Annotated in this window: 28 protein-coding genes and 1 pseudogene; 19 read left to right on the top strand and 10 right to left on the bottom strand. The window is 29.3% G+C overall.

Going from position 1 to position 23,996, the window contains the following annotated elements; translation table 11 throughout:
• Positions 1–5: 5 nt before the first annotated feature.
• From FMM56_RS01340 to gatC, 6 genes and pseudogenes are all read right to left on the bottom strand, one after another.
• Entirely contained in the window at positions 6–551 is a 546-nt protein-coding gene (locus FMM56_RS01340; protein ID WP_150139661.1) for a DUF1882 domain-containing protein, read from the bottom strand.
• Positions 548–1,792 (bottom strand): serine hydroxymethyltransferase, encoded by a 1,245-nt coding sequence (locus FMM56_RS01335; RefSeq protein WP_150139659.1) that lies wholly within the window; start codon positions 1,790–1,792, stop codon positions 548–550. Before FMM56_RS01335 ends, FMM56_RS01340 begins: the two co-directional genes overlap by 4 nt.
• A 2-nt stretch (positions 1,793–1,794) precedes the next feature.
• Positions 1,795–3,297: a lysine--tRNA ligase gene (gene lysS, locus FMM56_RS01330; RefSeq protein WP_150207550.1), complete on the bottom strand. Its 1,503-nt coding sequence runs from the start codon at positions 3,295–3,297 to the stop codon at positions 1,795–1,797.
• Positions 3,298–3,768 carry a Fur family transcriptional regulator gene (locus FMM56_RS01325; RefSeq protein WP_150207548.1) on the bottom strand — a complete coding sequence of 157 codons (471 nt, stop codon included), beginning with the start codon at positions 3,766–3,768 and terminating at the stop codon, positions 3,298–3,300.
• Positions 3,769–3,829: 61 nt separating this feature from the next.
• A pseudogene (locus FMM56_RS01320) lies at positions 3,830–4,390 on the bottom strand (CvpA family protein); the annotation flags it as partial.
• Positions 4,391–4,453: 63 nt separating this feature from the next.
• Complete coding sequence (gene gatC / locus FMM56_RS01315) at positions 4,454–4,741, bottom strand: Asp-tRNA(Asn)/Glu-tRNA(Gln) amidotransferase subunit GatC (protein ID WP_150139651.1); 288 nt, start codon at positions 4,739–4,741, stop codon at positions 4,454–4,456.
• Between the two features lie 117 nt (positions 4,742–4,858).
• Here gatC and FMM56_RS01310 point away from each other — a divergent pair, with 117 nt between their 5' ends.
• The 7 genes from FMM56_RS01310 (at position 4,859) to bioD (ending at position 11,532) form a co-directional block, all read left to right on the top strand.
• Complete coding sequence (locus FMM56_RS01310; RefSeq protein WP_150139649.1) at positions 4,859–5,413, top strand: hypothetical protein; 555 nt, start codon at positions 4,859–4,861, stop codon at positions 5,411–5,413.
• Complete coding sequence (locus tag FMM56_RS01305; protein ID WP_150139647.1) at positions 5,414–6,409, top strand: hypothetical protein; 996 nt, start codon at positions 5,414–5,416, stop codon at positions 6,407–6,409.
• A gap of 23 nt (positions 6,410–6,432) precedes the next feature.
• Entirely contained in the window at positions 6,433–6,714 is a 282-nt protein-coding gene (locus FMM56_RS01300) for a tram-like protein (RefSeq protein ID WP_223810135.1), read from the top strand.
• Positions 6,696–7,319, top strand: a complete 624-nt coding sequence (locus FMM56_RS01295; RefSeq protein ID WP_150139644.1) for a type III pantothenate kinase — start codon at positions 6,696–6,698, stop codon at positions 7,317–7,319. Before FMM56_RS01300 ends, FMM56_RS01295 begins: the two co-directional genes overlap by 19 nt.
• 228 nt (positions 7,320–7,547) lie before the next feature.
• The gene (locus FMM56_RS01290) at positions 7,548–8,894 is read left to right on the top strand and encodes an FAD-dependent oxidoreductase (RefSeq protein ID WP_150139642.1); all 1,347 of its coding nucleotides are present in this window, start codon (positions 7,548–7,550) and stop codon (positions 8,892–8,894) included.
• 9 nt (positions 8,895–8,903) lie between these two features.
• The gene (gene pyk / locus FMM56_RS01285; RefSeq protein ID WP_150207546.1) at positions 8,904–10,346 is read left to right on the top strand and encodes a pyruvate kinase; all 1,443 of its coding nucleotides are present in this window, start codon (positions 8,904–8,906) and stop codon (positions 10,344–10,346) included.
• A 592-nt stretch (positions 10,347–10,938) separates the two neighbouring features.
• Positions 10,939–11,532 carry a dethiobiotin synthase gene (gene bioD, locus FMM56_RS01280; protein ID WP_150139638.1) on the top strand — a complete coding sequence of 198 codons (594 nt, stop codon included), beginning with the start codon at positions 10,939–10,941 and terminating at the stop codon, positions 11,530–11,532.
• On the opposite strand, the gene FMM56_RS01275 is transcribed toward bioD, so the two are convergent.
• Positions 11,524–12,810 (bottom strand): adenosylmethionine--8-amino-7-oxononanoate transaminase, encoded by a 1,287-nt coding sequence (locus FMM56_RS01275; protein ID WP_150139636.1) that lies wholly within the window; start codon positions 12,808–12,810, stop codon positions 11,524–11,526. The two genes, bioD and FMM56_RS01275, sit on opposite strands and share 9 nt — an antisense overlap.
• 70 nt (positions 12,811–12,880) lie before the next feature.
• Between FMM56_RS01275 and FMM56_RS01270 the strand changes: the two genes are divergently transcribed.
• From FMM56_RS01270 to FMM56_RS01215, 12 genes are all read left to right on the top strand, one after another.
• Positions 12,881–14,020, top strand: coding sequence for an aminotransferase class I/II-fold pyridoxal phosphate-dependent enzyme (locus FMM56_RS01270; protein ID WP_150139634.1), 1,140 nt, complete (start codon positions 12,881–12,883; stop codon positions 14,018–14,020).
• Positions 14,017–14,631 (top strand): pimeloyl-ACP methyl esterase BioG family protein, encoded by a 615-nt coding sequence (locus FMM56_RS01265; RefSeq protein WP_150206045.1) that lies wholly within the window; start codon positions 14,017–14,019, stop codon positions 14,629–14,631. Before FMM56_RS01270 ends, FMM56_RS01265 begins: the two co-directional genes overlap by 4 nt.
• Positions 14,628–15,320, top strand: a complete 693-nt coding sequence (locus tag FMM56_RS01260) for a methyltransferase domain-containing protein (RefSeq protein ID WP_150139630.1) — start codon at positions 14,628–14,630, stop codon at positions 15,318–15,320. The genes FMM56_RS01265 and FMM56_RS01260 overlap by 4 nt, the downstream gene beginning before the upstream one ends.
• A gap of 111 nt (positions 15,321–15,431) precedes the next feature.
• Positions 15,432–16,187, top strand: coding sequence for a molybdate ABC transporter substrate-binding protein (gene modA, locus FMM56_RS01255; protein ID WP_150139628.1), 756 nt, complete (start codon positions 15,432–15,434; stop codon positions 16,185–16,187).
• Positions 16,184–16,576, top strand: a complete 393-nt coding sequence (locus FMM56_RS01250) for a molybdenum-pterin-binding protein (protein ID WP_150207544.1) — start codon at positions 16,184–16,186, stop codon at positions 16,574–16,576. Before modA ends, FMM56_RS01250 begins: the two co-directional genes overlap by 4 nt.
• On the top strand, positions 16,577–17,251 hold the full coding sequence (gene modB / locus FMM56_RS01245) for a molybdate ABC transporter permease subunit (protein WP_150139625.1): 675 nt from the start codon (positions 16,577–16,579) through the stop codon (positions 17,249–17,251).
• A gap of 7 nt (positions 17,252–17,258) precedes the next feature.
• Positions 17,259–18,137: a sulfate/molybdate ABC transporter ATP-binding protein gene (locus tag FMM56_RS01240; protein WP_150207541.1), complete on the top strand. Its 879-nt coding sequence runs from the start codon at positions 17,259–17,261 to the stop codon at positions 18,135–18,137.
• 62 nt (positions 18,138–18,199) lie between these two features.
• Positions 18,200–18,964, top strand: a complete 765-nt coding sequence (gene proB / locus FMM56_RS01235) for a glutamate 5-kinase (protein ID WP_150139621.1) — start codon at positions 18,200–18,202, stop codon at positions 18,962–18,964.
• Entirely contained in the window at positions 18,954–19,814 is an 861-nt protein-coding gene (locus FMM56_RS01230; protein WP_150207539.1) for a DNA adenine methylase, read from the top strand. Before proB ends, FMM56_RS01230 begins: the two co-directional genes overlap by 11 nt.
• Positions 19,807–20,580 (top strand): type II restriction enzyme, encoded by a 774-nt coding sequence (locus FMM56_RS01225; protein ID WP_150207537.1) that lies wholly within the window; start codon positions 19,807–19,809, stop codon positions 20,578–20,580. The genes FMM56_RS01230 and FMM56_RS01225 overlap by 8 nt, the downstream gene beginning before the upstream one ends.
• 18 nt (positions 20,581–20,598) lie before the next feature.
• Entirely contained in the window at positions 20,599–21,654 is a 1,056-nt protein-coding gene (locus tag FMM56_RS01220; RefSeq protein ID WP_150207535.1) for a DNA-methyltransferase, read from the top strand.
• Complete coding sequence (locus FMM56_RS01215; protein ID WP_150207533.1) at positions 21,644–22,075, top strand: Sua5 YciO YrdC YwlC family protein; 432 nt, start codon at positions 21,644–21,646, stop codon at positions 22,073–22,075. The genes FMM56_RS01220 and FMM56_RS01215 overlap by 11 nt, the downstream gene beginning before the upstream one ends.
• Here the strand turns inward: FMM56_RS01215 and FMM56_RS01210 are convergent, their stop codons facing one another.
• Genes FMM56_RS01210 through FMM56_RS01200 form a run of 3 tightly spaced genes read right to left on the bottom strand, consistent with a single transcriptional unit; the run spans position 22,076 to position 23,928 of the window.
• Entirely contained in the window at positions 22,076–23,257 is a 1,182-nt protein-coding gene (locus FMM56_RS01210; protein WP_150207531.1) for a molybdopterin molybdotransferase MoeA, read from the bottom strand. It lies immediately after the preceding gene.
• Between the two features lie 10 nt (positions 23,258–23,267).
• Positions 23,268–23,705: a molybdopterin synthase catalytic subunit gene (locus FMM56_RS01205; RefSeq protein ID WP_150139611.1), complete on the bottom strand. Its 438-nt coding sequence runs from the start codon at positions 23,703–23,705 to the stop codon at positions 23,268–23,270.
• A 1-nt stretch (position 23,706) separates the two neighbouring features.
• A complete protein-coding gene (locus tag FMM56_RS01200) occupies positions 23,707–23,928 on the bottom strand; it encodes a MoaD/ThiS family protein (protein ID WP_150139609.1) in 222 nt (73 codons plus the stop codon).
• Positions 23,929–23,996: the final 68 nt, after the last annotated feature.

Raw genomic sequence — 23,996 nt, 5'->3', positions numbered from 1 at the left:
TCCTTTTACATATGTCTTGCCCACGAACTACCACGTTCTTTTTGGAACACTTCGTAAGGAACAATTAAAATATTAAAATCTCTTGGCATATCCATAGTTGGAAAAACACGCCACTCAACAGGCATTTTACTTGCAAACATCATAGAAAGCTTTGAGGCCAGTGAATAACCTTCTGTTAATGCTGTATGACCCTTATGTATATACAAATGCAAATGGCCAGGTGTTTTTGTTTTATAAGCTGTGAAATTCATAAAACCCTCTTCTCTTAAAATAAGCTGGGCCCTATGCCAAAATCTATCAGTGTTAAAGCCATTGTAATCAAACACTATATTTTCAACCTTATTATTGCGAGTGATTAAATCATGTGCTACAATGATTTTCTTTGATGCATGTTCTCTTAAAACATTAGCACTTAAAAGGGCGTTCACTCTTTCAAATCTGTCGAAAAAATAACGACCTCTGTATTCACATTTACTTATAATTCTGTCTTTTTTAATGTAATAATGGTCGCTTATCATTTTTATAAGCGACATGTCCATTGTTGAAATCAAAACATAGCCTTTGAATAAATAATAAAATCTTTTGCAAGAATTTTGAGCTTTTCTCTAATACTTGTTTGTAAATCTTTATTGTTGATATCATCTAAAATATCGGCAATGTAATTTGCCACAACTTCAATTTCTTTTTCCTTGAACCCTCTTGCTGTAAGGGCTGGAGTACCTATTCTAACACCACTTGTTACAAAAGGACTTCTTTTTTCACCAGGGACCGTGTTTTTATTAACCGTAATTCCAGCATCACCAAGTGCTAAATCTGCATCCTTGCCACTAAATTCTTTATCTAAGAAAGAAACTAAAACAAGGTGATTATCAGTGCCATCACTTACTAATTTATAATTTCTTTGCATTAAAACCTTAGCAAGAGTTTTTGCATTTTTTACAACTTGACTTGCATAAATTTTCCACTCCGGGCTAAGATTAAATTTAAATCCAACTGCCTTAGCCGCGATAACATTCATTAAAGGACCACCTTGAATGCCTGGAAAAATTGCTGAATTTATCTTTTTAGCAAGTTCTTCATCATTACACATTATAATGCCACCTCTTGGACCCCTTAATGTCTTATGAGTAGTAGAACTTACAACATGGGCGTGCGGAAAAGGACTTGGGTGTTCATCTGCTACAACAAGTCCTGCTATGTGTGCAACATCTGCAAATAAATAAGCCCCGACCTCATCGGCAATTTCTCTAAATTTAGCAAAATCAATCACCCTTGCATAAGCACTCGCCCCACAAACTATAAGCTTTGGTTTAACCACTTTAGCAATTTCTAAAACCTTATCATAATTAATTCTACCATCAAGTTCAACCCCGTAAAAAAAACTTTCATACATTTTACCCGAACTACTAACCTTAGCCCCGTGTGTTAAGTGACCTCCATGGCTTAAATCCATACCAAGAATTTTATCGCCTCTACTTAATAAAGCAGCATAAACACCTTGATTTGCTTGAGAGCCTGAATTTGGTTGAACATTTGCAAATTCGCAATTAAAAAGCTTTTTACAACGATTAATCGCAATTTGTTCAATCTCATCTACAAATTCACAGCCACCATAATACCTTTTATACGGATAGCCCTCTGCATATTTATTTGTTAAAACACTACCCATAACCTCCATAACTTCCGGTAGGGTAAAGTTTTCACTTGCTATCATTTCTAAACCCTCGCATTGTCTAGCGAGTTCTTTATTTGTCAAATCAAAAATATCTTTGTCAAATTGTTCTAAGCTCATATTTATCCTTCTTTTAATTCTGATTTTAATGGACGCATAGCTGGGAATAAAATCACGTCACGAATGGATTTTTTACCAGTTAATAGCATGACAAGCCTATCTATGCCTATGCCCTCACCTCCTGTTGGTGGCATACCAAAGGCAAGTGCACTTACAAAGTCCTCGTCCATTTCGCAAGCTTCTTCATCACCTGCATTTTTAGCCTCAATTTGCTTTAAAAATCTCTCATATTGGTCTTTTGGGTCATTTAACTCATTAAAACCATTTGCAAGTTCCTTACCTGCGATAAAAAGCTCAAAACGTTCAGCTATATTTTCATCACTATCACTTCTTCTTGACAAAGGACTTATAGATATAGGAAAATCTGTGATAAAGGTTGGATTTATCAGCTTATTTTCTACAAAATTATCAAAAAGTTCAGCTTGCAAATGCCCTAAATCTAATCTCTCATTAACATCAATATTATGAGTTTTTAAAAATTCTATTATAGCATTTTTATTCCCAAAAATATCTTCATTTATCAAACCATATTCTTTAAGTGCTTCTTTATAAGTTAGCCTTTTAAAAGGAAGTGTAAAATCGATTTTCATTTCATCATATTCTATAACTTGTCCTAAATTTAATTCTTTCAAAAGAAAAATTAAAAGCTCTTCGGTTAAATTCATTAAATCCTTATAATTATGATAAGACCAATAAAACTCAATGCTTGTAAATTCCGGATTATGTGTTAAATCCATGCCCTCGTTTCTAAAACAACGATTTATTTCAAAAATAGCCTCAAAGCCACCAACTATAAGTCTTTTTAAATAAAGTTCAGGTGCAATTCTTAAAAATCTCTCAACGCCCAAAGCATTGTGAAAGGTTACGAAAGGTTTTGCATTTGCCCCTCCTGCGATAGGATGCATCATTGGCGTTTCTACTTCTAAAAAGTTTTTTTCTTCAAAAAAATGTCTTATTAAGCTAAGTATCTTTGAACGCGTTATAAAATCCTTTCTTACTTGCTTATTCATAATCATATCTAAATAACGTTTTCTATATCTAAGTTCTATATCAGTTAAGCCGTGAAATTTTTCAGGCAATGGCGAAATAGCCTTTGCGGCAAGTTTTAAGTCATTAAGATGAATGCTAAATTCCCCTGTATTAGTTACAAAGGGATAACCACGAACAATTATAATATCGCCTACTTCTAAGTTTTTTTTGAAAAGATTATATTTTTCTTCGCCTAAGCTGTCTTTATTAAAATAAATTTGAATATTATCCTTTTCATCTTCTATATTTGCAAAGGTAGATTTTCCCGCCACTCTTAGTAATTTAAGCCTACCAGCAAGTAAAATATTTATACTTTCATCTCTTTTATTTTCACTATTTAGAATATGAGAAAATTTTTCTTTGAATTCTACAATCGACATATCCTTTTGCAAAAAATGTGGATAAGGATTTATCCCTGCATTTTTTAAGGTATCGGCCTTAGCGATTCTTTGTTGTTCTAAAACATTATCAAACATTTAAATTTTTACCTTAACTTTTTGAGTACAACCACTGCAAGTTCCATAAAGTTGCATTAAATGCCCGGTAAGCTTAAAGTTATGTTCTTTTGCTACTAAGGATTGCTGTCTTTCTATGACGGAATTTTCAAATTCTATAATCTTGCCACAATTTTTGCATATCATATGGTCATGATGAGGCTTATTAGCAAGTTCGTATTTTTTACCCGATGAACCAAAGGATATAGAAGTTACTATTTCTGCTTCTTCAAGCAAATTTAAGGTTCTATAAACGGTTGCTATGCCTATATTTAAATCAGGCACACCTTGCTTAATCTCCATATATAAGCTTTCAGGGGTATAATGCATATCGTTATGGTACAGAGTTTGAAGTAAAATTTCTCTTTGCTTTGTATATTTAAGTCCACCCTGTCTTAGAATTTTCTTAAATCTTTCAAGCAAGGCATCATATTCCATATTTTCAATTATCATTTTGCACTCCTTGTATTAAATCATCCTTGAGTTCTTGCACATTGTCTTTTAATTCTTGAGTACCTTCTTGTATATTTTGTCCTAATTCTTGTATATTTGAGTTAATATCTTGCTTTAATTCTTGTAAAGGATTTTGTGCTAATGGTTGATTCATAATGTACGCACCAGTATTTTTAAGTACCGATAAAGTGTAACTATCTTTTGCAAAGCTATCAAGTTTATCTTTTAAAGGTCCTATTTTTTCTATACAAAAAACCAATATAGCAAAAATTAAAAAAACCTTGGCACTACCGAAAATAAAACCACCTATTCTATCTAAAAAGCTAAGTCCACTAAATTTTACAAGTCTTGCTATGAAAGAACCTAAAATTAAGCATATAATCCAAAAAATAATTAATATAGATAAGAAACCAGCAAAGGACGCAAGGTCTTTATTGTCTATATTATAAAGATTTTCTTGGATAAATTTTGCAGCCTCATCAGAATAAACAGCAGCAATAAAAACACCACCTATAATGCCTATAAGACCGAAAATTTCTTTAACAAGTCCATTAACTCCACCCTTTAATCCCAAAAGAAAGGTAAAACCTAAAATAAGTACATCAAACCAGTAAAAATTCATAAACTTTTCTTCCTAAAAAATAATTTTACAATTTTACAATATAACTCTTAAATATTAAGTTAATCACTCTATAATTTTAGGCACTGAGAAAAAATGTCCATCATGCCTTGGAGCGTTCTTTAAAACCATATCCACAACCTCACTACTCTTTGGTTCATCCTTTCTAAAAGGCGTTCCACCACCAATTGTACTTACCACAACTTCTTTTTGACTTAAATCTAATTCGTTAAGTTTTTCTACAAAAGTTACAATCTCGCTAAGTTGTGCGATAACCTCACTTCTTTTTTCATTAGAAATTTTTAAAGTGCTTAATTTTTCAAGTTTTGTAAGTAGTTTTTCATCAATTTGCATTATCCAAACCTTGTCAAAAAAATTTTAAAAATTATAACATAATAAAGCTTTATTTAGAATATTTTATTTTTATTATGTTACAATTGCACTTTTTAAATTTACAAAAAAGGATAAATTTTGGCATTTAAAGAAAATTTAGAGGCTGTCAAAAGTGGTTTAAACACAGAAGAACAATTCATAGAAAAATTTATTAAGGGCGAAAGATTTATTAAAAAATATAAATTTTACATACTTGCTATTTTAATTATTTTGGTACTTTATTTTATTACTACCCTTATAATCCAAAAGGTACAAGAAAGCAATATTCAAACAAGTAATGAATTATACGCTAGTTTAATGCAAAATTCAAATGATAGTACGACAATTAAATTATTAAAAGATAAAAATATAAATTTATATGCTATTTTTCTTGCCCAAAATTTAGATTCAAACCTAGAAGAGTTAAAAACCCTTACAAAAAATGAAAAATTAAATCCCTTGTTAAAAAATATTTTAGTCTTAAATTTTAATGAAAATTCCATTTTTTTAAAAGATTTTAGCACTATTTTACAAGCCTTTAAGCTTTTAGAAGAAAATAAAATCAAAGAGGCAAATATTTTATTAAATAAAATTAAGCCAAATTCAAGCTTAGAACAACTTTCTCAAAATTTAAAACACTATCAAGGCATTTAAATGAGAATTTTTTTATGCCTTATATGTTTAATATTTAGTGCTTGTACCACACAAAGACAATATTTTAACCCTGAAAAAATAGAAGCTAAATTAAGCTATGATGAAAAATTAAGTTCTACTATAACAGATTGGAATAATTTTAGTGCCAAACTTAAAAATAACTCAGTAATAGCTAAAAACTACGCAGATAGCTTAAATTTCAAGCTTAAAAAGGGATACAATCTTTTAGCTTATGAAGATGGCGAATTTATAGTAGCTAACAATGATGGGATATTAAAAATTTATGATAGTATAGGCGAGGAATTATATACTGAAAATTTCGAGGCTAGTGTTGTAAGCGTTAGTACTAGTGGAGATGATATAGCCTTGGTTTTAGCAAATAATTCTATAGTTTTAGCAAATAGAAGTTTAGGTGTTAAATTTTCTTATGCCCTAACTGCGACCTCTGGGCAAGATAGTCGTATCGCTGCACCTATTTTTTTAGATGAAAACATTATATATCCTAGTTTAGATGGAAAATTAATCATCATATCTAGACAAGATTATGCGATAATAAAAAATATAGTAGTTTCAGCAGATTATTTTTTTAATAATGTGATTTTTTTAGACATAATACAAGATAAAATCATAGCTACAACGGCTAAAAAAATAATTGCTATAACAAATTACGAACAAATTCTTTATCAAGATGCAGATATTAAAACCCTAGCTATAGGTGAGAATGAAATTTTTATATTTTGCAAGGATGGAAACATTATAAAAACAGATTTTAATCTTAAAAAAATGGCTGAAAAAAAATTTGATTTTGCCATTTTTACAAAGGCTAATATTTATAATGATGCACTTTATATGGTGGAAAAAACGGGTTATTTGATTAAAAGTGATTTAAATTTAAATGATTTTCAAGTTTTTAAACTAGAAGGAATTGAAGAAGAAATGTCCTTTATGGATGGGGATAAGCTTTATTATTCTAATAAGATTTTAAATTTATTATGAACACTTTAAATAAAGGAATAAACATGCTAAATTTTACAAATATGAATTATATTGATTTAAAAGCATTTACTAAGAAAAAAACTATATTTTGTGCCTTAAATTCAAACGCCTTTTGTATGTCTTATGAGGGCAAAAATAGATTTTTACAAAAAGACGGCCTAGCCTTACTTAGCTTGCAAGAAGAACTTTATAAAACTTTCAATTTAAAACAAAAACTAAGATATTTTTTTATTAAAAACGCACTTTGTTCTAAGGCTAAAACTATTTTAGAAGAAAAAGGATTTATATGCTCTTATGTGATATAGGAAATTCCAGTGCTAGTTTTTTAGAAAAAACAAAATATTTTAGTATGAGTATTGATAAATTTTTAGATTTTAAAAGCGATAGAAAAATATATTTTATCAATGTAAATGAGAGTATAAAAGAACATTTAAAAACACAAAAAAATTTTGTAGATTTAGAACCTTATTTTAATTTTGATACCATTTATCAAGGGCTTGGAGTTGATAGAATCGCTGCTTGTTATACCATAAGTGATGGAGTGGTTGTTGATGCAGGAAGTGCTATAACGGTTGATATAATGGCAAATTCTATGCACCTTGGTGGTTTTATATTGCCTGGCATTGCAAATTATAGAAAAATTTATGCGTCCATTTCATCTCGTTTAAAATGTGAATTTAACACTCAAATTAGCCTTGATGCCTTTGCTCAAAAAACAAGCGATGCGTTAAGTTATGCCGTTTTTAAGGGAATTTATTTGTTAATAAAAGACGCTACACAAAATAAAAAACTTTATTTTACAGGAGGAGATGGTAAATTTTTAGCAAATTATTTTGATAATGCCATTTTTGATAGATTGCTTATTTTTAGGGGTATGCAAAAGCTTTTAAAAGAAAATCCAAATTTATAATAAAAAACTTAAGAAAATGCAATATTTTAAAAAAAGGTTACAATTTTATAACAAAATATTTAATTTTTGTTTATAGGCTAAAATGGACTAAAATTGATATTTAATTCATATGAATGCTTAAATATGTTACCAAAATACTCATTTAAGGTAGCTTATTTAAGCTTTTATTTTTTTATAAAAGAAATTGCATTAAACTTTCCTATGAAAGAATTTAAAAAGGAATAATAGATGAGTCAAAATGAATTTGATGTACTTATTATTGGGGCTGGAATCTCTGGTGCAGCTTTGTTTTACGAACTTGCAAGATATACAGATATTAAAAATATCGCTTTGATAGAAAAATATAACGCACCTGCTACATTAAATAGCAAGGGAACTAGTAATTCTCAAACTATACACTGTGGGGATATTGAAACAAATTATACCTTTGAAAAGGCAAAAAAGGTTAAAAGAACTGCTGATATGATTATTAAATATGGAAAACTACAAAACGCAGAAAATAAATTTATGTTTTCTCATCAAAAAATGGCACTTGCCGTTGGAGATAGCGAATGTGAATATATGAAAACTAGATACGAAGAATTTAAAGAACTTTATCCATATATTAAATTTTTTGACAAAACAAAGATAAAAGAAATAGAACCACGCGTTGCACTAGATGAAAATTTTAGTAATGATAGACCTGAAAATATCGCTGGAATGGGTATTGAAGCTGGTGAGGTATTTACCACGGTTGATTATGGAAAAATGAGTGAAAGTTTGGTTGAACAAGGACAAAAACAAGGCAAAAACACACTTGTAGCCTTTAATCAAGAAGTAAATTTTATAGAAAAAAAGGATGGTGGCTTTTATATTCGCACTACTGATTATAAAGAATATCACGCAAAAGCCCTTGTAGTAAATGCTGGAGCTCATTCTTTATTTTTAGCTCATAAATTAGGTGTAGGACTTGATAAATGTTGTTGGCCTGTTGCTGGTAGCTTTTACTTAACAAAACAAAAGCTATTAAATGGTAAGGTTTATATGGTTCAAAATCCTAAATTGCCATTTGCTGCCTTGCATGGAGACCCTGATTTACTGGCTGATATGAATACTCGTTTTGGACCAACAGCCCTTGTTTTACCAAAGCTTGAAAGATACCATGGTTTAAAATCTATGCCTGAATTTTTCTCTACTTTAAAAATTGATAGATTATTTATGAAAATTGCCTTTGATATTATGAAAGATTCAATGGTTCGTAACTATTTGCTTTATAATTATCTTTATGAAATTCCAATTTTCAATAGATATTTATTTGTAAAAAATGCTAAAAAAATTGTTCCTAGCTTAAAGCCTAGCGATATTTATTATGCTGATGGTTTTGGAGGGGTAAGACCTCAAGTAATTGATAGGACCAAGGGTGAAATTATGCTTGGAGAAGCTAGTATTACCGATGTTGAAGGGGTAATTTTTAATATGACTCCAAGTCCTGGTGCTACAAGTTGTTTAGGTAATGCTGAACGCGATTGTAAGATTGTTTGTAAGTATTTAGGACAAAAATTTGATGAAGATAAATTTACTAGTGAGTTACTATAAAATAATTTAATGCAAAAAAAGACAAAAATAGTAGCCACAATTGGACCTACAAGCGAAAACAAAGAGATTTTGCGTCAAATGATTCTTAATGGCGTAAATGTTTTTCGCTTAAATTTTTCTCATGGAAGTCATGAATATCATAAAACTAATCTTGAAAAAATTAGAGAAATTTCAAAAGAATTAAATATTAGGGTTGGAATTTTACAAGATATAAGTGGTCCAAAGATACGAACAGGCGAACTTCAAGCACCATTTGAGTTAAAAAAAGATGATAGACTTGACTTTTATAAGGATAAAACACTAGGCGTTAAAATTGCTAATAATCACTACAAGCTTAGTATAAATCATAGTGAAGTTTTAGCTATGTTAAAGGTTAATGAGCATATTTATCTTTATGATGGTTCAATTAGTGCTAGAGTTAGTAAAATTCATAATGATTTTATAGAAACTATCATAGAAAATGATGGTTTTTTAAATTCAAATAAGGGTATAAATTTTCCAAATACTAAGATAAATATCGATGTTATAACAAAAAAAGATAAGGCTGATTTGCTTTGGGGCATTGAAAATGAGATTGATTTTTTAGCTATTTCTTTTGTACAAAACGCACATGATATTACAGAAGTAAGGGAAATTTTAACACAAAATAAGGCTAAGATTGCTATTTTTGCAAAGATAGAAAAATTTGACGCCGTTGAAAATATAGATGAGATTATCGCAATAAGCGATGGCATAATGGTAGCTAGGGGAGATTTGGGTATAGAAGTACCTTACTACAAAGTACCTAACATTCAAAAAGAAATTATTCAAAAGGCAAATATCGCCTCAAAACCTGTAATAACAGCTACTCAAATGCTTTTTTCTCTTGCAAAAACTAAGAATGCTACTAGAGCTGAAATTTCAGATGTGGCAAATGCTGTTTTAGATGGAAGCGATGCTGTAATGTTAAGCGAGGAAAGTGCAATTGGAATTGACCCTGCAAATGCTGTAAATGTAATGGCTAGAACCATTATAGAAACAGAAAAAAATTATCCTTATAATAAATTTAATCTTTTTGATTATCTTGATGAGACTGATAAAATTATGGCTAGTGCCACTCATATCGGCGTTGATTTGGGTGTTAATGCCATTTTTGCCCTAACAAGTAGTGGTAAATCGGCTATTAAAATAGCAAGATATCGCCCAAATATAGATATAATAGCCATTGCACATAGTGAAAAAACACTAAATTTTTTAAGCATAGTTTGGGGCGTTAATCCTGCTATTTTAGTAAATCCAAGTGATGAGCTTGTCCTTTTGCTTAAAGATTCCGTTAAAACAAGCGTTAAGTTAAATTATATGAATAAAAACGAAAGCTATATTTTAACTGCTGGTTTTCCTACAGGCGTTGAAGGTTCTAGTAATCTTATTCGCATACTTAAAAAAGAACAAATTGAATATTATTTAAAATAACATAAAAATTAAACTTTATTTATTAAAATAAATTTTTATTCCTTGTATGACCAAGTGCTAAACTTTCTTTGTGCTTCTTTTATGCTTTATGTAATCATACAAAACATGAAAGATTTTTATTTCACACAATGCTATAAAAATATACTATAAAGAAAAATATCTTATAAAGTTGACATAATGTATTTTCTAAATATTAATTGTCCTTATTTATTTCTTTGCAAATTTTTATCTAAATTTATTTTAAAGATAAATTCTTTATCCTGTAATTTTGCTATATAGTTTTGTTTGCTTTCTTGTACATATATAAATATAGGGGAATTTTTTATTATTGTGTTGTTGCTTTGTTTTGTTATCTCATTTAAATTTATATTCTTAATTCTTATCTCAAAATTCCCTTTATTACTATATGTGTCTACTTCTTCTGGTAAGCTTATTTCTATTCCTAAGGTACAAAAAAAATTTATTTGCTTTTAGTTTTGTTTATAGGGTGTAGGGCATTTTAAGCTCCTTTAAATAAGATTATAAATTTTATATTATTATAACCTTTTTAACCCTATTTTGATACAATCAAATATTTATCAAGGAAATTGCAATGAAAATTTATATAAGTGGTATTCATACAGATGCAGGCAAAACTCATTTAAGTGCGTTAATGTGTGCGAATTTAAATTTTGATTATTTTAAACTTATACAAGCTGGTGTTCCAACAGATAGTGAGCTTATAGCTAAATTTAGCCAAAAAACAAAGATTTTTGAAACTGGTTTTTTTTTAAAAACTCCTACTTCTCCACATCGTGCTAAAATTCTTGAAAATGCTAAATTTAATGCCTTTGATATAAAAATTCCAAAAAGCGATAAACTAGTTATAGAACTAGCTGGTGGGCTTTTTACTCCTATTGATGAAAAAACAACCATGATTGATTATATGAGTGAGTTTAATTTTCCTACTATTTTAGTGGCTAAGTATTATTTAGGTAGCATTAATCACATATTATTAAGCATAGATGCCTTAAAACAAAGAAAAATTAAAATTTTATGTATAGTAATGATGGGCAAAAAAGATATTTTGCAAGATGAATTTATTAAAAATTACACGCAAATTCCATTGATAAATGTTGATTTTTTTAATGAAAAAAGCGTGATAAATAATGATTTTAAGCTTAATATGCAAAAAATTTTAAACTAAATTTTCTTTGCTAAAAATTTCTTTTAGCACCCTTACTACCATAGAAATTTCATCTTTTTTTATCACATAAGGTGGCATACAATAAATAGTATTTCCAAGAGGTCTTAATAAAATATTTTTTTGCAAGGCCTTTTCAAAGACAAAAAGACCAGCCCTATTTTTATTTGTTTTTACAATATCAAAGGCATAAATCATTCCCCTTTGTCTAAAATTTCCTAAAAATTCAAATTCTTTCAAGTTTTCAAATTCTTTTTTTATAAATTCACTTAAAATTTTATTTTTTTCTATGATATTTTTCTTTTCAAAAATATCAAGACAAGCATTTGCAGCTGCACAAGCTAAAGCGTTTCCTGTGTAGCTATGAGAGTGTAAAAAAGCCTTATTGTTTTCATAGCTATCATAAAAACAATCATAAATTTTATTATCTATCATTACGACAGATAGTGGCAAATAACCAGCCGTTATACCCTTTGAAAGACAGATAAAATCAGGTTTTTCTTCGCATTGATTAAGCCCAAACATAGTACCCGTACGACCAAATCCAGTAGCTATTTCATCAAAGATAACTTGCACCCCAAAACTATGACAAAGCTTAATAGCCTCGTCTATAAATTTAGCACTATACATATGCATATTTCCAGCACATTGAACCAGAGGTTCTAAGATAAAGGCACAAAGGTCCTTTGAGTGTGTTTGAAGTATGTTTTTAAGGGCATTTAATTCATTTTCAAAATCATCACTTTTTGGCACAGGGGTTTTAAGGCATTCTAAAAGTAAGGGGGTATAAATTTCTTTATAAAGTGCCACATCTCCAACGCTTAACGCGCCTAAGGTTTCACCATGATAGGCATTTTCAAGGGATAAAAATTTACTTTTTTTGACGCCCTTATTTAAAAAATAATGAAAACTCATTTTTAAAGCGACCTCAACAGCAGAAGACCCATTATCTGCATAAAAGCATTTTTGATATGGCAAAAGCGAACATAAACGGCTTGAAAGTTTTATAATGCTTTCATGAGAAAAACCTGCTAAAAGCACGTGTTCTAAGCTTTTAAGTTGCCTTTTAATGGCTTTGTTAATATACTTGTTACTATGTCCAAAAAGATTTACCCACCAAGAACTCACACAATCTAAATATGGCTTATCATCAAAATCATAAAGCCAAACGCCCTTTGCCTTTTTTATAGGAATTAAGGGCAAATTCTCATAATCTTTCATTTGCGAACAAGGATGCCAAATGTGTTTTAAATCCAAATTTTTAAGCTCTTTGCTATTCATTTTTTACTTCTTTATTAAATTTATTTTGGCACAATAATACTTTAAATTTTTAAATTTTAGGAAAAAATTTATGCAAATTTCAAAAATATTGCAAGATTTAAAAGATAATGCAAATTTTAGAGAACTAACACCCTTAAAAAAATATGATAAATTCGTATTTAAAAGTGGTAAAAAACTTTTAAATTTAGCAAGTAATGATTATTTAAATTTATCCTCTTTGCAAAATTTAAAAAATGAGTTTTTAATCTCTATCAAAAAGGATGATTTATATTTTTCAAGCACGAGTTCAAGGAGTTTAAGTGGAAATTTTAGTATTTTTAGCGAACTTGAAAGCTTTATAAGCACCTTTTTTGAAAGCAAAAGCTGTCTTCATTTTAATAGTGGCTATCACTTAAATATTTCTTGTGTAAGTGCTTTAGCAAGTTTAAAAAATACCCTTTTTTTAGCCGATAGACAAATTCATGCAAGTATGATTGATGGTTTAAAACTTGGTAGGGCAAATTTTCGCCGTTTTAAACATAATGATTTAAAGGATTTAGAAAGCTTAGTGCAAAAATATCATAAAGAATATGAAAATATAATCATTCTAAGCGAAGCCTTATTTAGCATGGATGGTGATTTTTGCGACCTTGAAAGCCTTGTAAGAATCAAAAAAAGCTATAAAAATATCTTACTTTACATTGACGAGGCACATTCAGTTGGTTGTTTTGGTAATGGAATGGGTAGAATAAAGGCTTTAAAACTTGAAAAAGAGATTGATTTTATAATCTTTACCTTTGGAAAGGCCCTTTCTTCAATGGGTGCTTGTATGATTTGTAATAACAATTTTAAGGATTTTTTCATAAATAAAGCTAGGGCCTTTATATACTCAACTGCCCTACCTCCCATAAATGTAGCTTGGTCCTTATTTATCTTTAAAAAACTAGCCTTCTTTGAAGATAGAAGACAAAATTTAATGCAAATTTCAAGCTTTTTTAAAGATAAATTACTAGAAAAAAATTTAAATGTCTTAGGGGATGCTTATATAATCAGCTTAATTTTAAGCTCAAATGAAAAAGCCTTAGAAAGTTCCTTAAAATTAGTAAAAGCAGGTTTTTTCGCCCCGGCCATTAAAGAACCAAGCGTAGCAAAAAATAGTGCTAGAATTCGCTTTTCTTTGCATAGTGATTTAAACAAAGAAGAAATAAAAAATCTAGTGAGTTTTTTATGAAAACGCAGTTTTTGCATCTTAATAAAAATTCAAAAGAACTTATAATATTTTTTGCAGGTTTTGCAAGCAAGCCTTGCCATTATCAGCATTTAAGTAGCAAAAAAAATGTTTTAATGGTATATGATTATAAGGATTTAACTTTGCCAAAATTAGATATAAAAAATTACGATAAAATAAGCCTTATTGCCTTTTCTATGGGAGTTTGCGTAGCTACTCATTTTTTATCAAATTTAAGCTTTAATAAAAAAATCGCCATTAATGGTACAAATTTTGGAATTCATAAAGAAAAAGGAATTCCCCCTACACTTTTTTTAAAAACCATTAAAAATTTAAAAATTGATGATTTTAAAACCTTTCTTTTTGGAAAACACTTAAGTAAAACAAATTCCTTTGAATTTAATAGTGAAATAGAACTTAAAAAAGAGCTTAAAAGCTTGTATGATTATATTTTAAATACTAAGGAAGTAAATTTTTCTTGGGATAAAATTTATGCAAGTAAAGGGGATTTAATCTTTCCAAATACTGCCCTTTTGGCAAGTTTTCAAGAATGTATCTTTGTAAATGAACCACATTTTTTATTTTTTTATTTTGATAGCTGGGATGAGTTTTGAATTTTTTAAAGGCTAAAAAAAGCTATGAAACAAATGCCATAGTACAGGCAAAAATGGCTGATCTTTTATGCGAACTTTTGCAAAAAAATAATTTATTAAATTTTGATAATGTCTTTGAATTTGGGGCCGGGCAAGGTGAGTTTAGCAAAAAAATTCAAAAAATTATTAAATTTAAAAGATATATAAAAAATGATTGCTTAGATTATGGTTTAAAGGATGCTTATATTTTTGATATGAATGATATTAAAAGCTCGCCTTTAAGTAAACAAAAATTTGATTTAATCACTTCAAATGCGTGTTTGCAATGGCTTAATATAGAAAAAATTTTACCGACCTTAACAACTATGCTAAATAAAAATGGGCTTTTATTATTATCAAGTTTTGGTAAAAAAAATTTAGAACAAATAAAGCTTAGTACAAATCTTGGCTTAAAATATCTAAGCTTAAAAGAATATGAAATTTTACTTAAAAAAAATTTTGATCTCTTAAATTTAAGTGAAAAAAAATTTGAACTTGAATTTGATAGTGCTTTGTCAGTGTTTAGACACTTAAAATTAAACGGGACAAATTCTTTTGGTCCCTTTTTTTTAAGTAAAAAATTCTTAAAAGACTATGAGAAAAGATTTAAAAATAAGCTTAGCTATCATTGCATTTTCATTTTATGTAAATATAAAATAAATAAAAATTAAAAGGGCTGTTTTTGTCCTTAAAATGCCTATTTAATGATATTTCAAAAATTAAGAAAGATATTATTTTTTTATGTTAAAATGAAATAATTTATTTTACTAGAAAGGATAAAAATGAAGAAAATTCTGATTTTTTTAGGAATTTTGTTTTTCGTTACAAATGCTTGTGCGGAAAAAATAAGCGTTTTTGTGGCTTCATCAGCTTCTAAGGCTATGACAGAAGTAGGCGAAGCCTTTAAGAAAACTCACCCAAAAGACGAGGTTGAGTTTGTTTTTGGTGCTTCTGGTAAGCATTATCAACTTTTAAAAGAAGGTCGTGAATTTGATGTATTTTTCTCAGCTGATGCAAAATACGCTGCACAAATCGCACAAGATGGAAACGCCCTTGGTGAGCCAAAAATTTATGCTTTAGGCGTTGTAGCACTTTATGCTTTGGATGAAAGTTTTTTAAAAGATGGAATTGAAGGGCTTAAAGGTAAAAGTTCTAAGATTAAACATTTAAGTATTGCAAATCCTAAGGTTGCACCTTATGGCGTTGCAGCTACTGAGGTTTTAAACAATCTTAAAATTTATGATACTTTCAAGGATAGAATCGTTTTAGGTGATAATATTTCTCAACCAGTGGTACACGTTGATAGTGGGGCAGCAGAGGTTGGAATAGTAGCTTTTTCTCTAGTTTCAGAAGTTAATAATCCAAAAGGAAAAGCTGTAATCATCGATGAAAAATACTTTAAACCACTTGAACAATCTTTCGTTGTAACAAAATATGCTAAGGGCAAGAAAGAAAAACTTGCTACTGATTTTGCAGCCTTTATTGCTAGTGATGAAGCAAAGACCATTATTAAAAAATATGGATTTAACACTCCGTGAATATCTTAGTTGGTGAAGTTGTAGAACTTTGTAACGAGGGCGATATTGTTATCGCCCGCTTATCCGTTAATAAAGTCGTTTTTAGTGTTTTAATGATAGATTTATTAAGCTTAGACAATCTAGCAGTAAATAATAAAATAGAAATGCTTTTTAAGGAAAATGAACTTTTTCTTGCAGATTTAAACTCAAAATTAAGCGTTGAAAATACTTTTAAAGCAAAGATTATAAAGATAGTAAAAGGCAAACTTTTATGGCAGGTCTTTATTGATTTTCAAGGCTTAACTTTGAGTGCTATTGTGACAGCTAAGAAAGGCGAAGAAATGGTGCTTAAAGAAGATGAAGAAAAACTTTGTTTTATTAAAGAAAATGATATAACTTTAAGGATATGAATGTTTCTTGATAGTGCTTTTTTAGAGACCCTGTGGCTTACTTTTAAACTCTCTTTTATAACCACTTTTTTACTTTTTTTTGTAGGTATTTTTTGTGCTTATTTTTTTGTCTTTGTACGCTTTCCTTTAAAACCTATATTTCAAGTAATTGTAGCTATGCCTTTGGTTTTACCACCTAGCGTTTTAGGTTTTTATTTACTGGTTACCTTTTCAGCAAACAGCACAGTCGGACAATTTTTAAAAGAATACTTTAATTTAACCCTAGTTTTTACCTTTGAAGGTCTTGTATTTGCCTCCATGCTTTTTTCCCTACCCTTTATGGTAAATCCCTTACAAAGTGCCTTTGCCTCGGTAAGTAAAAATTTAATCGATGCTTCTTATACACTTGGCAAGGGTAAGATTGCCACGCTTTTTAGGGTAATTATCCCAAATTCAAAGGTTGGAATTTTTACAGGTTGTGTTATGGCCTTTGCACACACGGTTGGTGAATTTGGCGTTGTTATGATGATAGGTGGACACAAAAAGGGAGAAACATTAGTTGCTAGTATTGCTATATATGATGAGCTTGAGGCCTTAAATTACACCCTTGCACACCATTATGCCTTTGTGCTTTTTGCTTTAAGCTTTATCATACTTTTAAGCCTTTATTTTGTAAATAAAAAATTCACTTATTAGGTAAAAAATGATAAATATTGATATAAAACACCCTATTAACACGGTTAGAGGTTTATTAAATTTAGAATTTAAAACAAGCCTAGAAGATGGCAAAATTTCAGTTTTATTTGGTGAAAGTGGAGTTGGAAAGACTACCTTACTTAGAATTATATCAGGACTTTTAACCCCAAATTTTGGAAGATTAGATGTTGAAAACGAAGTTTGGCTTGATACAAAAAAAGGCATAAATTTAGCACCTCAAAAAAGACGTATAGGTTTTATGTTTCAAGACTATGCCTTATTTCCAAATTTAAATGTTAGACAAAATGTATCCTATGCAAGTAATGATAAAAAAAGGATTGATGAGCTTTTGGAAGTAATGGAGCTTAAAAAGCTTGAACACTCTTATCCTAAGGAATTATCAGGCGGACAAGCTCAACGCGTAGCACTTGCGAGGGCCCTTGCTAGAAAGCCTAAAATTTTACTTTTGGATGAGCCCTTAAGTGCATTGGATTTTAAAATGCGTTCTCACTTGCAAGATGAACTAGCAAAGACTCTAAATCATTTTGGTATTACTACCTTGCTTGTAAGCCATGATTTATCAGAAATTTACAAACTTGGACAAAGAGTAATTGAAATAAAAAATGGACAAATAGTAAAGGATGCTAAGACTAAGGAATTTTTCACTCATTCAAATTTAAGTGCTAAACTTAGACTTGGTGCTGTTTTGCTAGACATTAATAAAAGCGATATTATGTATGTTTTAACGCTTTTATTAAATCAAGATATTATTAAAATTACCCTTAGTCAAGATGAATTTGAAAACACCTACAAGGATATTAAAATAGGCGATACCCTAGTAGTTTCTATAAAGGCCTTTAACCCTTTGATAATCGGCAAGCTTTAAAAATTTAATTTAGTTTTTACTTGAAATTTGCCATACTTCTATAAATTTTTTTAAGGTTTTTTATGCAAAGAATTGTTGTTAAAGTGGGCTCTCATATTATCAGTGAAAAAAATTCAATTAGCGAAGAAAGGGTTGAAAATTTAGTTAAATTTTTAGTATCTTTAATGCAAAAATACGAGGTTATATTGGTAAGCTCAGCTGCCATTTCCACGGGTCAAACTAAGATAAATTTAGATAGAAAAAGCCTTGTCAATAAACAGGTATTAGCCGCCATTGGACAGCCTATTTTAATAGGCATTTATAATAAATTCTTAGCCAAATTTAATAAAATAGGTGCTCAAATTCTACTAACTGCTAAGAATTTTGACTCAAGAAAGGCTACTAGGTTAGCTAAAAATACCATTGATGAGATGCTAAAACTTGGCATTTTGCCTATTATAAACGAAAATGATACGGTTGATACTGGCGAGATTGTCTTTGGCGATAATGATAGTTTATCAGCTTATACTACCTATTTTTTTGATGCTAGTATGCTTATAATTTTAAGCGATATTGATGGTTTTTATGATAAAAATCCTGCTGAATTTAAGGACGCAAAACTTATTTCTAAGCTTGATAAAATCAATGATGAGTGGCTTGATGTAGAGGTTAAAACGGGTAGCGAGTATGGAACCGGAGGGATTGTCACTAAATTAAAGGCAGCTAAGTTTTTACTTGAAAATAATAAAAAAATGTTTTTAGCAAGTGGTTTTGATTTAAATGTAGCTAAAAATTTTTTATTAGATAATGTTCAAAATGGTGGTACCTTATTTGAAAATGGCTTGTAAAGCAAATTTAGAAAGTAAGCCATTTTTAAAATGGGCTGGAGGTAAAAGAAATATTTTAGAATTTATTTTGCCCTTTGTGCCGAAAAAATTTAATAATTATTTTGAGCCCTTTTTAGGTGGGGCTGCCCTATTTTTTTATCTTAAAAATCAAGGAATTTTGGAATCTAAATATGTATATTTAAATGATAAGAATAATGAATTAATGAATGTTTATAAGGTGATTAGAGAGAATCCAAAAGAGTTTTTAAATGAGCTTAAAAAGTTTGCAAATAATCATAACAAAGAGCATTTTTATAAGATTCGCAATCTTGATAGAGATAAAAAAGCATTTGAGATTCTATCACTTTATCTTAGGGCAGCTAGATTTATGTATTTGAATAAAACTTGTTTTAATGGTCTGTGTCGTTATAACTTAAGGAGCGAATTTAATACCCCACTTGGAAGTTATAAAAACCCTAAAATCTATGATGAAAGCTTGATTTTAAATGCTCATAATGCCTTGAAAAATACCTTTATCACCAATGATGATTTTGAAAAATCCACTCAAAAAGCAAAAAAAGGCGATTTTATATATTTTGATCCTCCTTATGCCCCATTAAATAAAACTTCGAGTTTTGTAAGCTATACTGATAATTTTTTAGAAAATGAGCAAATAAGACTTTTTAAGCACTTTAAAACCTTAGATTCTAAGGGCATAAAGGTATTGCAAAGTAATTCTAATACAGCTTTTATAAGGAAACTTTACAAAGATTTTAAAATCATAGAAATAAAAGCAAAAAGGGCGATAAACTGCAAAAGTGATAAAAGAGGAGAGATTGTAGAACTTTTAATTAAGGGGAATTATGAGTAAGAATAATGAAAGTTGGAAAACTATATTTGATAAATTGCAAATAACAAAACATAATTTTGATAACAAACCATTTTTTATTAATGCCCAATCTATAAAAAAATGTGTAAAAGATTTTAATAAAACCTCACAAAAGGAAGTTCGTATTTTATGCAAACAAGATAGTAGGGAAGAAAGACCTGAAATTTTTATAGAAAATGAACTTTTTATTTTGCCTATAAAAAACGGAGGATATGTGATTTGTAAAGGTGAAGGATATATTGATACTCCTAATATCACGACAAATTCCATTCATTATGCTAGCAAACTTGATTTTGAATTAAAAAGCTCTAGTATTGGGGATTCTGAAATGCAACATTTAGATTTTGCATATGCCTCAAGTCTTATTAGAACCTTTTTAAATGATGAAAGCTTAGTTTTAAGCATTCGCGGGCGCAAATATACACCACAATTTAGCTTTAATACAAATTTATATCAAAATATCAATGTAAAATCTGTGCAAACAGAAGTTGATAGCGGATTTGAAGGAAGAGATAAAATTGTCCTAGTAGAAGCCAAAAATAAAAATACCAAAAATGTTATCATTCGACAACTATATTATCCTATGCGTCAATGGCAAATTCACACTCAAAAAGAAGTTATTGCACTATTTTTTGAAAAAAGAGATAATGAATTTTTGATTTGGGAATTTGGTTTTAATGATATTTTAAATTATAATAGTATTTTTCTAAAAAATAGTAAAAAATTTAAAATTATAAATAAAAATTAAAATTTCACAAGGACTCAAATGAAAAAAGATATTATTTTGCAAGGCGATTGCGTGCAAATTTTAAAGGATTTACCTAGTAAAAGCGTTGATTTAATCTTTGCAGACCCTCCTTATTTTATGCAAACACAAAACGAACTTTTAAGGGTTAATGGGGAAAAATTTAATGGAGTAGATGATAAATGGGATAAATTTGAAAGCTTTGAGGCCTATGATAAATTTTGTCATAACTGGCTTAAAGAATGTAAAAGAATTTTAAAAGATAATGGCAGTATTTGGGTAATTGGGTCCTTTCAAAATATTTTTAGAATAGGTTACATTATGCAAAATTTGAGCTTTTGGGTCTTAAATGATATCATTTGGGCAAAGACTAATCCTGTGCCAAATTTTAAGGGTACTAGATTTTGCAATAGCCATGAAAGCCTTATTTGGTGTGCTAAAAATAAAAATTCAAAATATACCTTTAATTATAAAACTATGAAATTTTTAAACAATAACAAACAAGAAAAAAGCGTATGGAATTTAGCACTTTGTACGGGCAATGAAAGATTAAAGGATAAAAATAATAAAAAGTTACATTCTACGCAAAAGCCTGAACTTTTACTTGAAAAAATCATTCTTTCTAGTTCTAAAGAAAAGGATTTAATCCTTGACCCATTTTTTGGAACAGGCACCACAGGGGCAGTAGCTAGGCGTTTAGGACGTCATTTTTTAGGCATTGAAGAAAATAAAATTTATATCGATTCTGCAAAAATTCGTATAAAAAACATTAAAACTATTTCAAATGAACTAACCCAAGCAAAATTAGAAATCAAGCCTCCTCGCATTAGTTTAGAAAGCTTAAAAAAGGTCGGTCTTTTAAAAGATAATGAAAAATTTTATGATAAAAATAAAAATTTTATTTGCACCTTAAAACAAGATAATAAAGTAAGAGATAAAAAAGAACTTTTAAGCATTCACAAAATGGCAGCAAAACACTTAAATAAAAAAAATCATAATGGTTGGAATTTTTTTTATGTGTTAAGAAATGATGCCTTAAAATCCATTGATTCTTTGCGTTATGAGTATGAAAAATAAAATTTTCTTAGTACAAACTGATACTACAATAGGCTTTTTAAGCAAGGATGAAAGCACATTAAATAAATTAAAACAAAGACCCTTAAATACCCCTTGCGTACTTAGCTTGGCAAGTTTTAAGGAACTACAAAATTTTACAAGAGTGCCACATAATTTTAAAAATCTTATAAGAAAGGCTAGAAAAACAAGCTTTATTTATCCAAATAAAAGAGCAATTCGCGTTGTGAAAGATTGTAAGCATTCTTTATTTTTAAAAGAACACGGCCCCATGTTTTCAAGCTCAGCTAATAAACACAATCAAAAATTTAATGAAGAATGGGCAAAAAGTGTGGCAGATAAGATTGTAGGAGAAATTTTTTTTGAAACAAAACCCTCACGCATTTTTAAACTTTCTTTAACAAGGCTAAAAAAGCTTAGATAATTAAGGCATTAGCACTATATCTACTAACTCATTATCACTAGTAAATTCCTTACTTATGCACATTAATGCAGCCTTATTGTTAAGATTGTTTAAAATCGCACTTGAACCTTCTTTTTTATCCTTTAAATTTACATAAATTTTTCCATCTTCAAAGTTAAGATTAACGGCTACAAATTCTAAATATTTAGACTTTTTCTTATATTTACCCCTTAAAAATGCCTTGAAAAAATAATCCTTTTTTTGCAAGAACCACACATTTAAAATTTCACGCACGAAAAGATTAAACATAACCATAGAAGAATATGGAAAACCAGGCAAGGCAATAATAAATTTTTCATTTATCTTAGCTATTTTAATGTGACGGCCAGGCTTTATGCTAACCTTATTAATAATCGGGTTATATTCTTGCATAAATTCTTTTAAAAAATCAAAATCCCCCATAGAAACGCCGCCTGTGGTAATTAAAATATCGCAACTTTGCAAAGCGTTTAAAATAGCATCTTTAACCAAATTTTTATCGTCCTTTAAAAGCTCATAAATTCTAGCTTGACAAGATAATTTTTTAGCTAAATTTGCCAGTGCTATATGATTTGAAGAACGAAGCTGAGCTTCATTTTCTACGCATTCTCCAAGGTCTTTTAACTCATCTCCACTACTTAAAATGCCAATTATAGGTTTTACAAAAACACTAACATGGATTATTCCAAGTTCAGCCAAAAGCCCTAACTCACTATAATCAAGCTTAGTTCCTTTTTTAAGTAAAATCTCACCACCTTTATAACTTTCAGCTATCTTTCTTACTGCAAAGCCTTCCTTAACCACCTCTTTAATCTTTAATAAATTTCCATTTAACTCCACATTTTCAACGGGTACTAAGGTATCACTACCCTCACACATTAAAGAACCTGTAAAGGTTTTAACACATTCATTAGTATTTAATTTAAACTCAGGCATGCTCCCTGCTTTTGTAATTCCTAGTACCTTTAAAGTATTATTTTGTTCGCTAAATTTCACTGCATAACCATCCATTGAGGCGGTTAAATGCTTAGGATAATTATCCTTAGCCACTATATCAACAGCTAAAATTCGCCCCAAACACTCAGTTAAAATTATTTTTTCAACCCTTTCATAAGGCTTAATATGAGTATGTAAAATCTTTAAAGCTTCTTCATAACTTAACATAAACTCTCCTTTAACTTAAAATTCCTGCTCCTTTTAAGGGCTTTGAACGTTCTTTTGCGTAAATTAATTCATTATTTTTTATATCGTATTTCCAAATGGGTGCACTTTTTTTAAAATCTTCTACAAAATCATTTATCAAAGCAAGTCCTAATTTTCTTTGTTTGCTTAAAATTCCTGCAAAATAAGAACTTTGATGAATTTTAACTTCGCCTATGGAATGGGCAAACATTAAATAAACATTATCCTTTTGCACTTTATCACACCATTTTTTAAACCAAGCATTAAGCAAGGGTTCATAAATATCAAAACTAAGACCACTAATGTCATTTTCATCCCTTACAATGCCACAAAAGGTAACCAAAGCCCCATGATTTTTATCAAGTGCAAATTCATACCATTTTGCATAAATTTTTGTTATATCAAGTGCTCCCTTATATAACTCAAACATTTTAACCTCCACAAACTGGTGGTAAAAGGGCTAATCTATCACCTGGTTTTAAACTTTGATTTTCATCAAAAATAAGTTCATCATTTAAAGACACTGCACAAAGGCTAAGCCATTCTTTAAGGCTTTCATCTTGCTTTAAAATTTCTTTTACCTCTTTTAAAGAAGAGGCCTTGATTTTGATTTTATCTTTTTTTATAGGACCTAAAAATTCAATTTCTATCATGTTATCTTCCTCTTATTTAAGCTAAAATTTCCTTTAATTTTACTATTATTTTTCTTTATAAATTCATA

The sequence above is a fragment of the Campylobacter sp. LR264d genome (genome assembly GCF_008633895.1).
Classification (GTDB): domain Bacteria; phylum Campylobacterota; class Campylobacteria; order Campylobacterales; family Campylobacteraceae; genus Campylobacter_D.
This window is presented reverse-complemented; position numbering and strand designations above follow the sequence as displayed.

Bases quoted from the DNA above. Each gene is read 5' to 3' on its own strand.
- FMM56_RS01200 (WP_150139609.1), bottom strand. From the start codon at position 23,928: ATGATAGAAATTGAATTTTTAGGTCCTATAAAAAAAGATAAAATCAAA.
- FMM56_RS01325 (WP_150207548.1), bottom strand. From the start codon at position 3,768: ATGATAATTGAAAATATGGAATATGATGCCTTGCTTGAAAGATTTAAG.
- FMM56_RS01220 (WP_150207535.1), top strand. From the start codon at position 20,599: ATGAAAAAAGATATTATTTTGCAAGGCGATTGCGTGCAAATTTTAAAG.
- FMM56_RS01335 (WP_150139659.1), bottom strand. From the start codon at position 1,792: ATGAGCTTAGAACAATTTGACAAAGATATTTTTGATTTGACAAATAAA.
- FMM56_RS01225 (WP_150207537.1), top strand. From the start codon at position 19,807: ATGAGTAAGAATAATGAAAGTTGGAAAACTATATTTGATAAATTGCAA.
- FMM56_RS01215 (WP_150207533.1), top strand. From the start codon at position 21,644: ATGAAAAATAAAATTTTCTTAGTACAAACTGATACTACAATAGGCTTT.
- FMM56_RS01210 (WP_150207531.1), bottom strand. From the start codon at position 23,257: ATGTTAAGTTATGAAGAAGCTTTAAAGATTTTACATACTCATATTAAG.
- FMM56_RS01305 (WP_150139647.1), top strand. From the start codon at position 5,414: ATGAGAATTTTTTTATGCCTTATATGTTTAATATTTAGTGCTTGTACC.
- FMM56_RS01230 (WP_150207539.1), top strand. From the start codon at position 18,954: ATGGCTTGTAAAGCAAATTTAGAAAGTAAGCCATTTTTAAAATGGGCT.
- modB (WP_150139625.1), top strand. From the start codon at position 16,577: ATGTTTCTTGATAGTGCTTTTTTAGAGACCCTGTGGCTTACTTTTAAA.
- FMM56_RS01275 (WP_150139636.1), bottom strand. From the start codon at position 12,810: ATGAATAGCAAAGAGCTTAAAAATTTGGATTTAAAACACATTTGGCAT.
- pyk (WP_150207546.1), top strand. From the start codon at position 8,904: ATGCAAAAAAAGACAAAAATAGTAGCCACAATTGGACCTACAAGCGAA.
- FMM56_RS01205 (WP_150139611.1), bottom strand. From the start codon at position 23,705: ATGTTTGAGTTATATAAGGGAGCACTTGATATAACAAAAATTTATGCA.
- FMM56_RS01240 (WP_150207541.1), top strand. From the start codon at position 17,259: ATGATAAATATTGATATAAAACACCCTATTAACACGGTTAGAGGTTTA.
- proB (WP_150139621.1), top strand. From the start codon at position 18,200: ATGCAAAGAATTGTTGTTAAAGTGGGCTCTCATATTATCAGTGAAAAA.
- FMM56_RS01300 (WP_223810135.1), top strand. From the start codon at position 6,433: ATGCTAAATTTTACAAATATGAATTATATTGATTTAAAAGCATTTACT.
- lysS (WP_150207550.1), bottom strand. From the start codon at position 3,297: ATGTTTGATAATGTTTTAGAACAACAAAGAATCGCTAAGGCCGATACC.
- FMM56_RS01290 (WP_150139642.1), top strand. From the start codon at position 7,548: ATGAGTCAAAATGAATTTGATGTACTTATTATTGGGGCTGGAATCTCT.
- modA (WP_150139628.1), top strand. From the start codon at position 15,432: ATGAAGAAAATTCTGATTTTTTTAGGAATTTTGTTTTTCGTTACAAAT.
- FMM56_RS01295 (WP_150139644.1), top strand. From the start codon at position 6,696: ATGCTCTTATGTGATATAGGAAATTCCAGTGCTAGTTTTTTAGAAAAA.
- gatC (WP_150139651.1), bottom strand. From the start codon at position 4,741: ATGCAAATTGATGAAAAACTACTTACAAAACTTGAAAAATTAAGCACT.
- FMM56_RS01265 (WP_150206045.1), top strand. From the start codon at position 14,017: ATGAAAACGCAGTTTTTGCATCTTAATAAAAATTCAAAAGAACTTATA.
- bioD (WP_150139638.1), top strand. From the start codon at position 10,939: ATGAAAATTTATATAAGTGGTATTCATACAGATGCAGGCAAAACTCAT.
- FMM56_RS01270 (WP_150139634.1), top strand. From the start codon at position 12,881: ATGCAAATTTCAAAAATATTGCAAGATTTAAAAGATAATGCAAATTTT.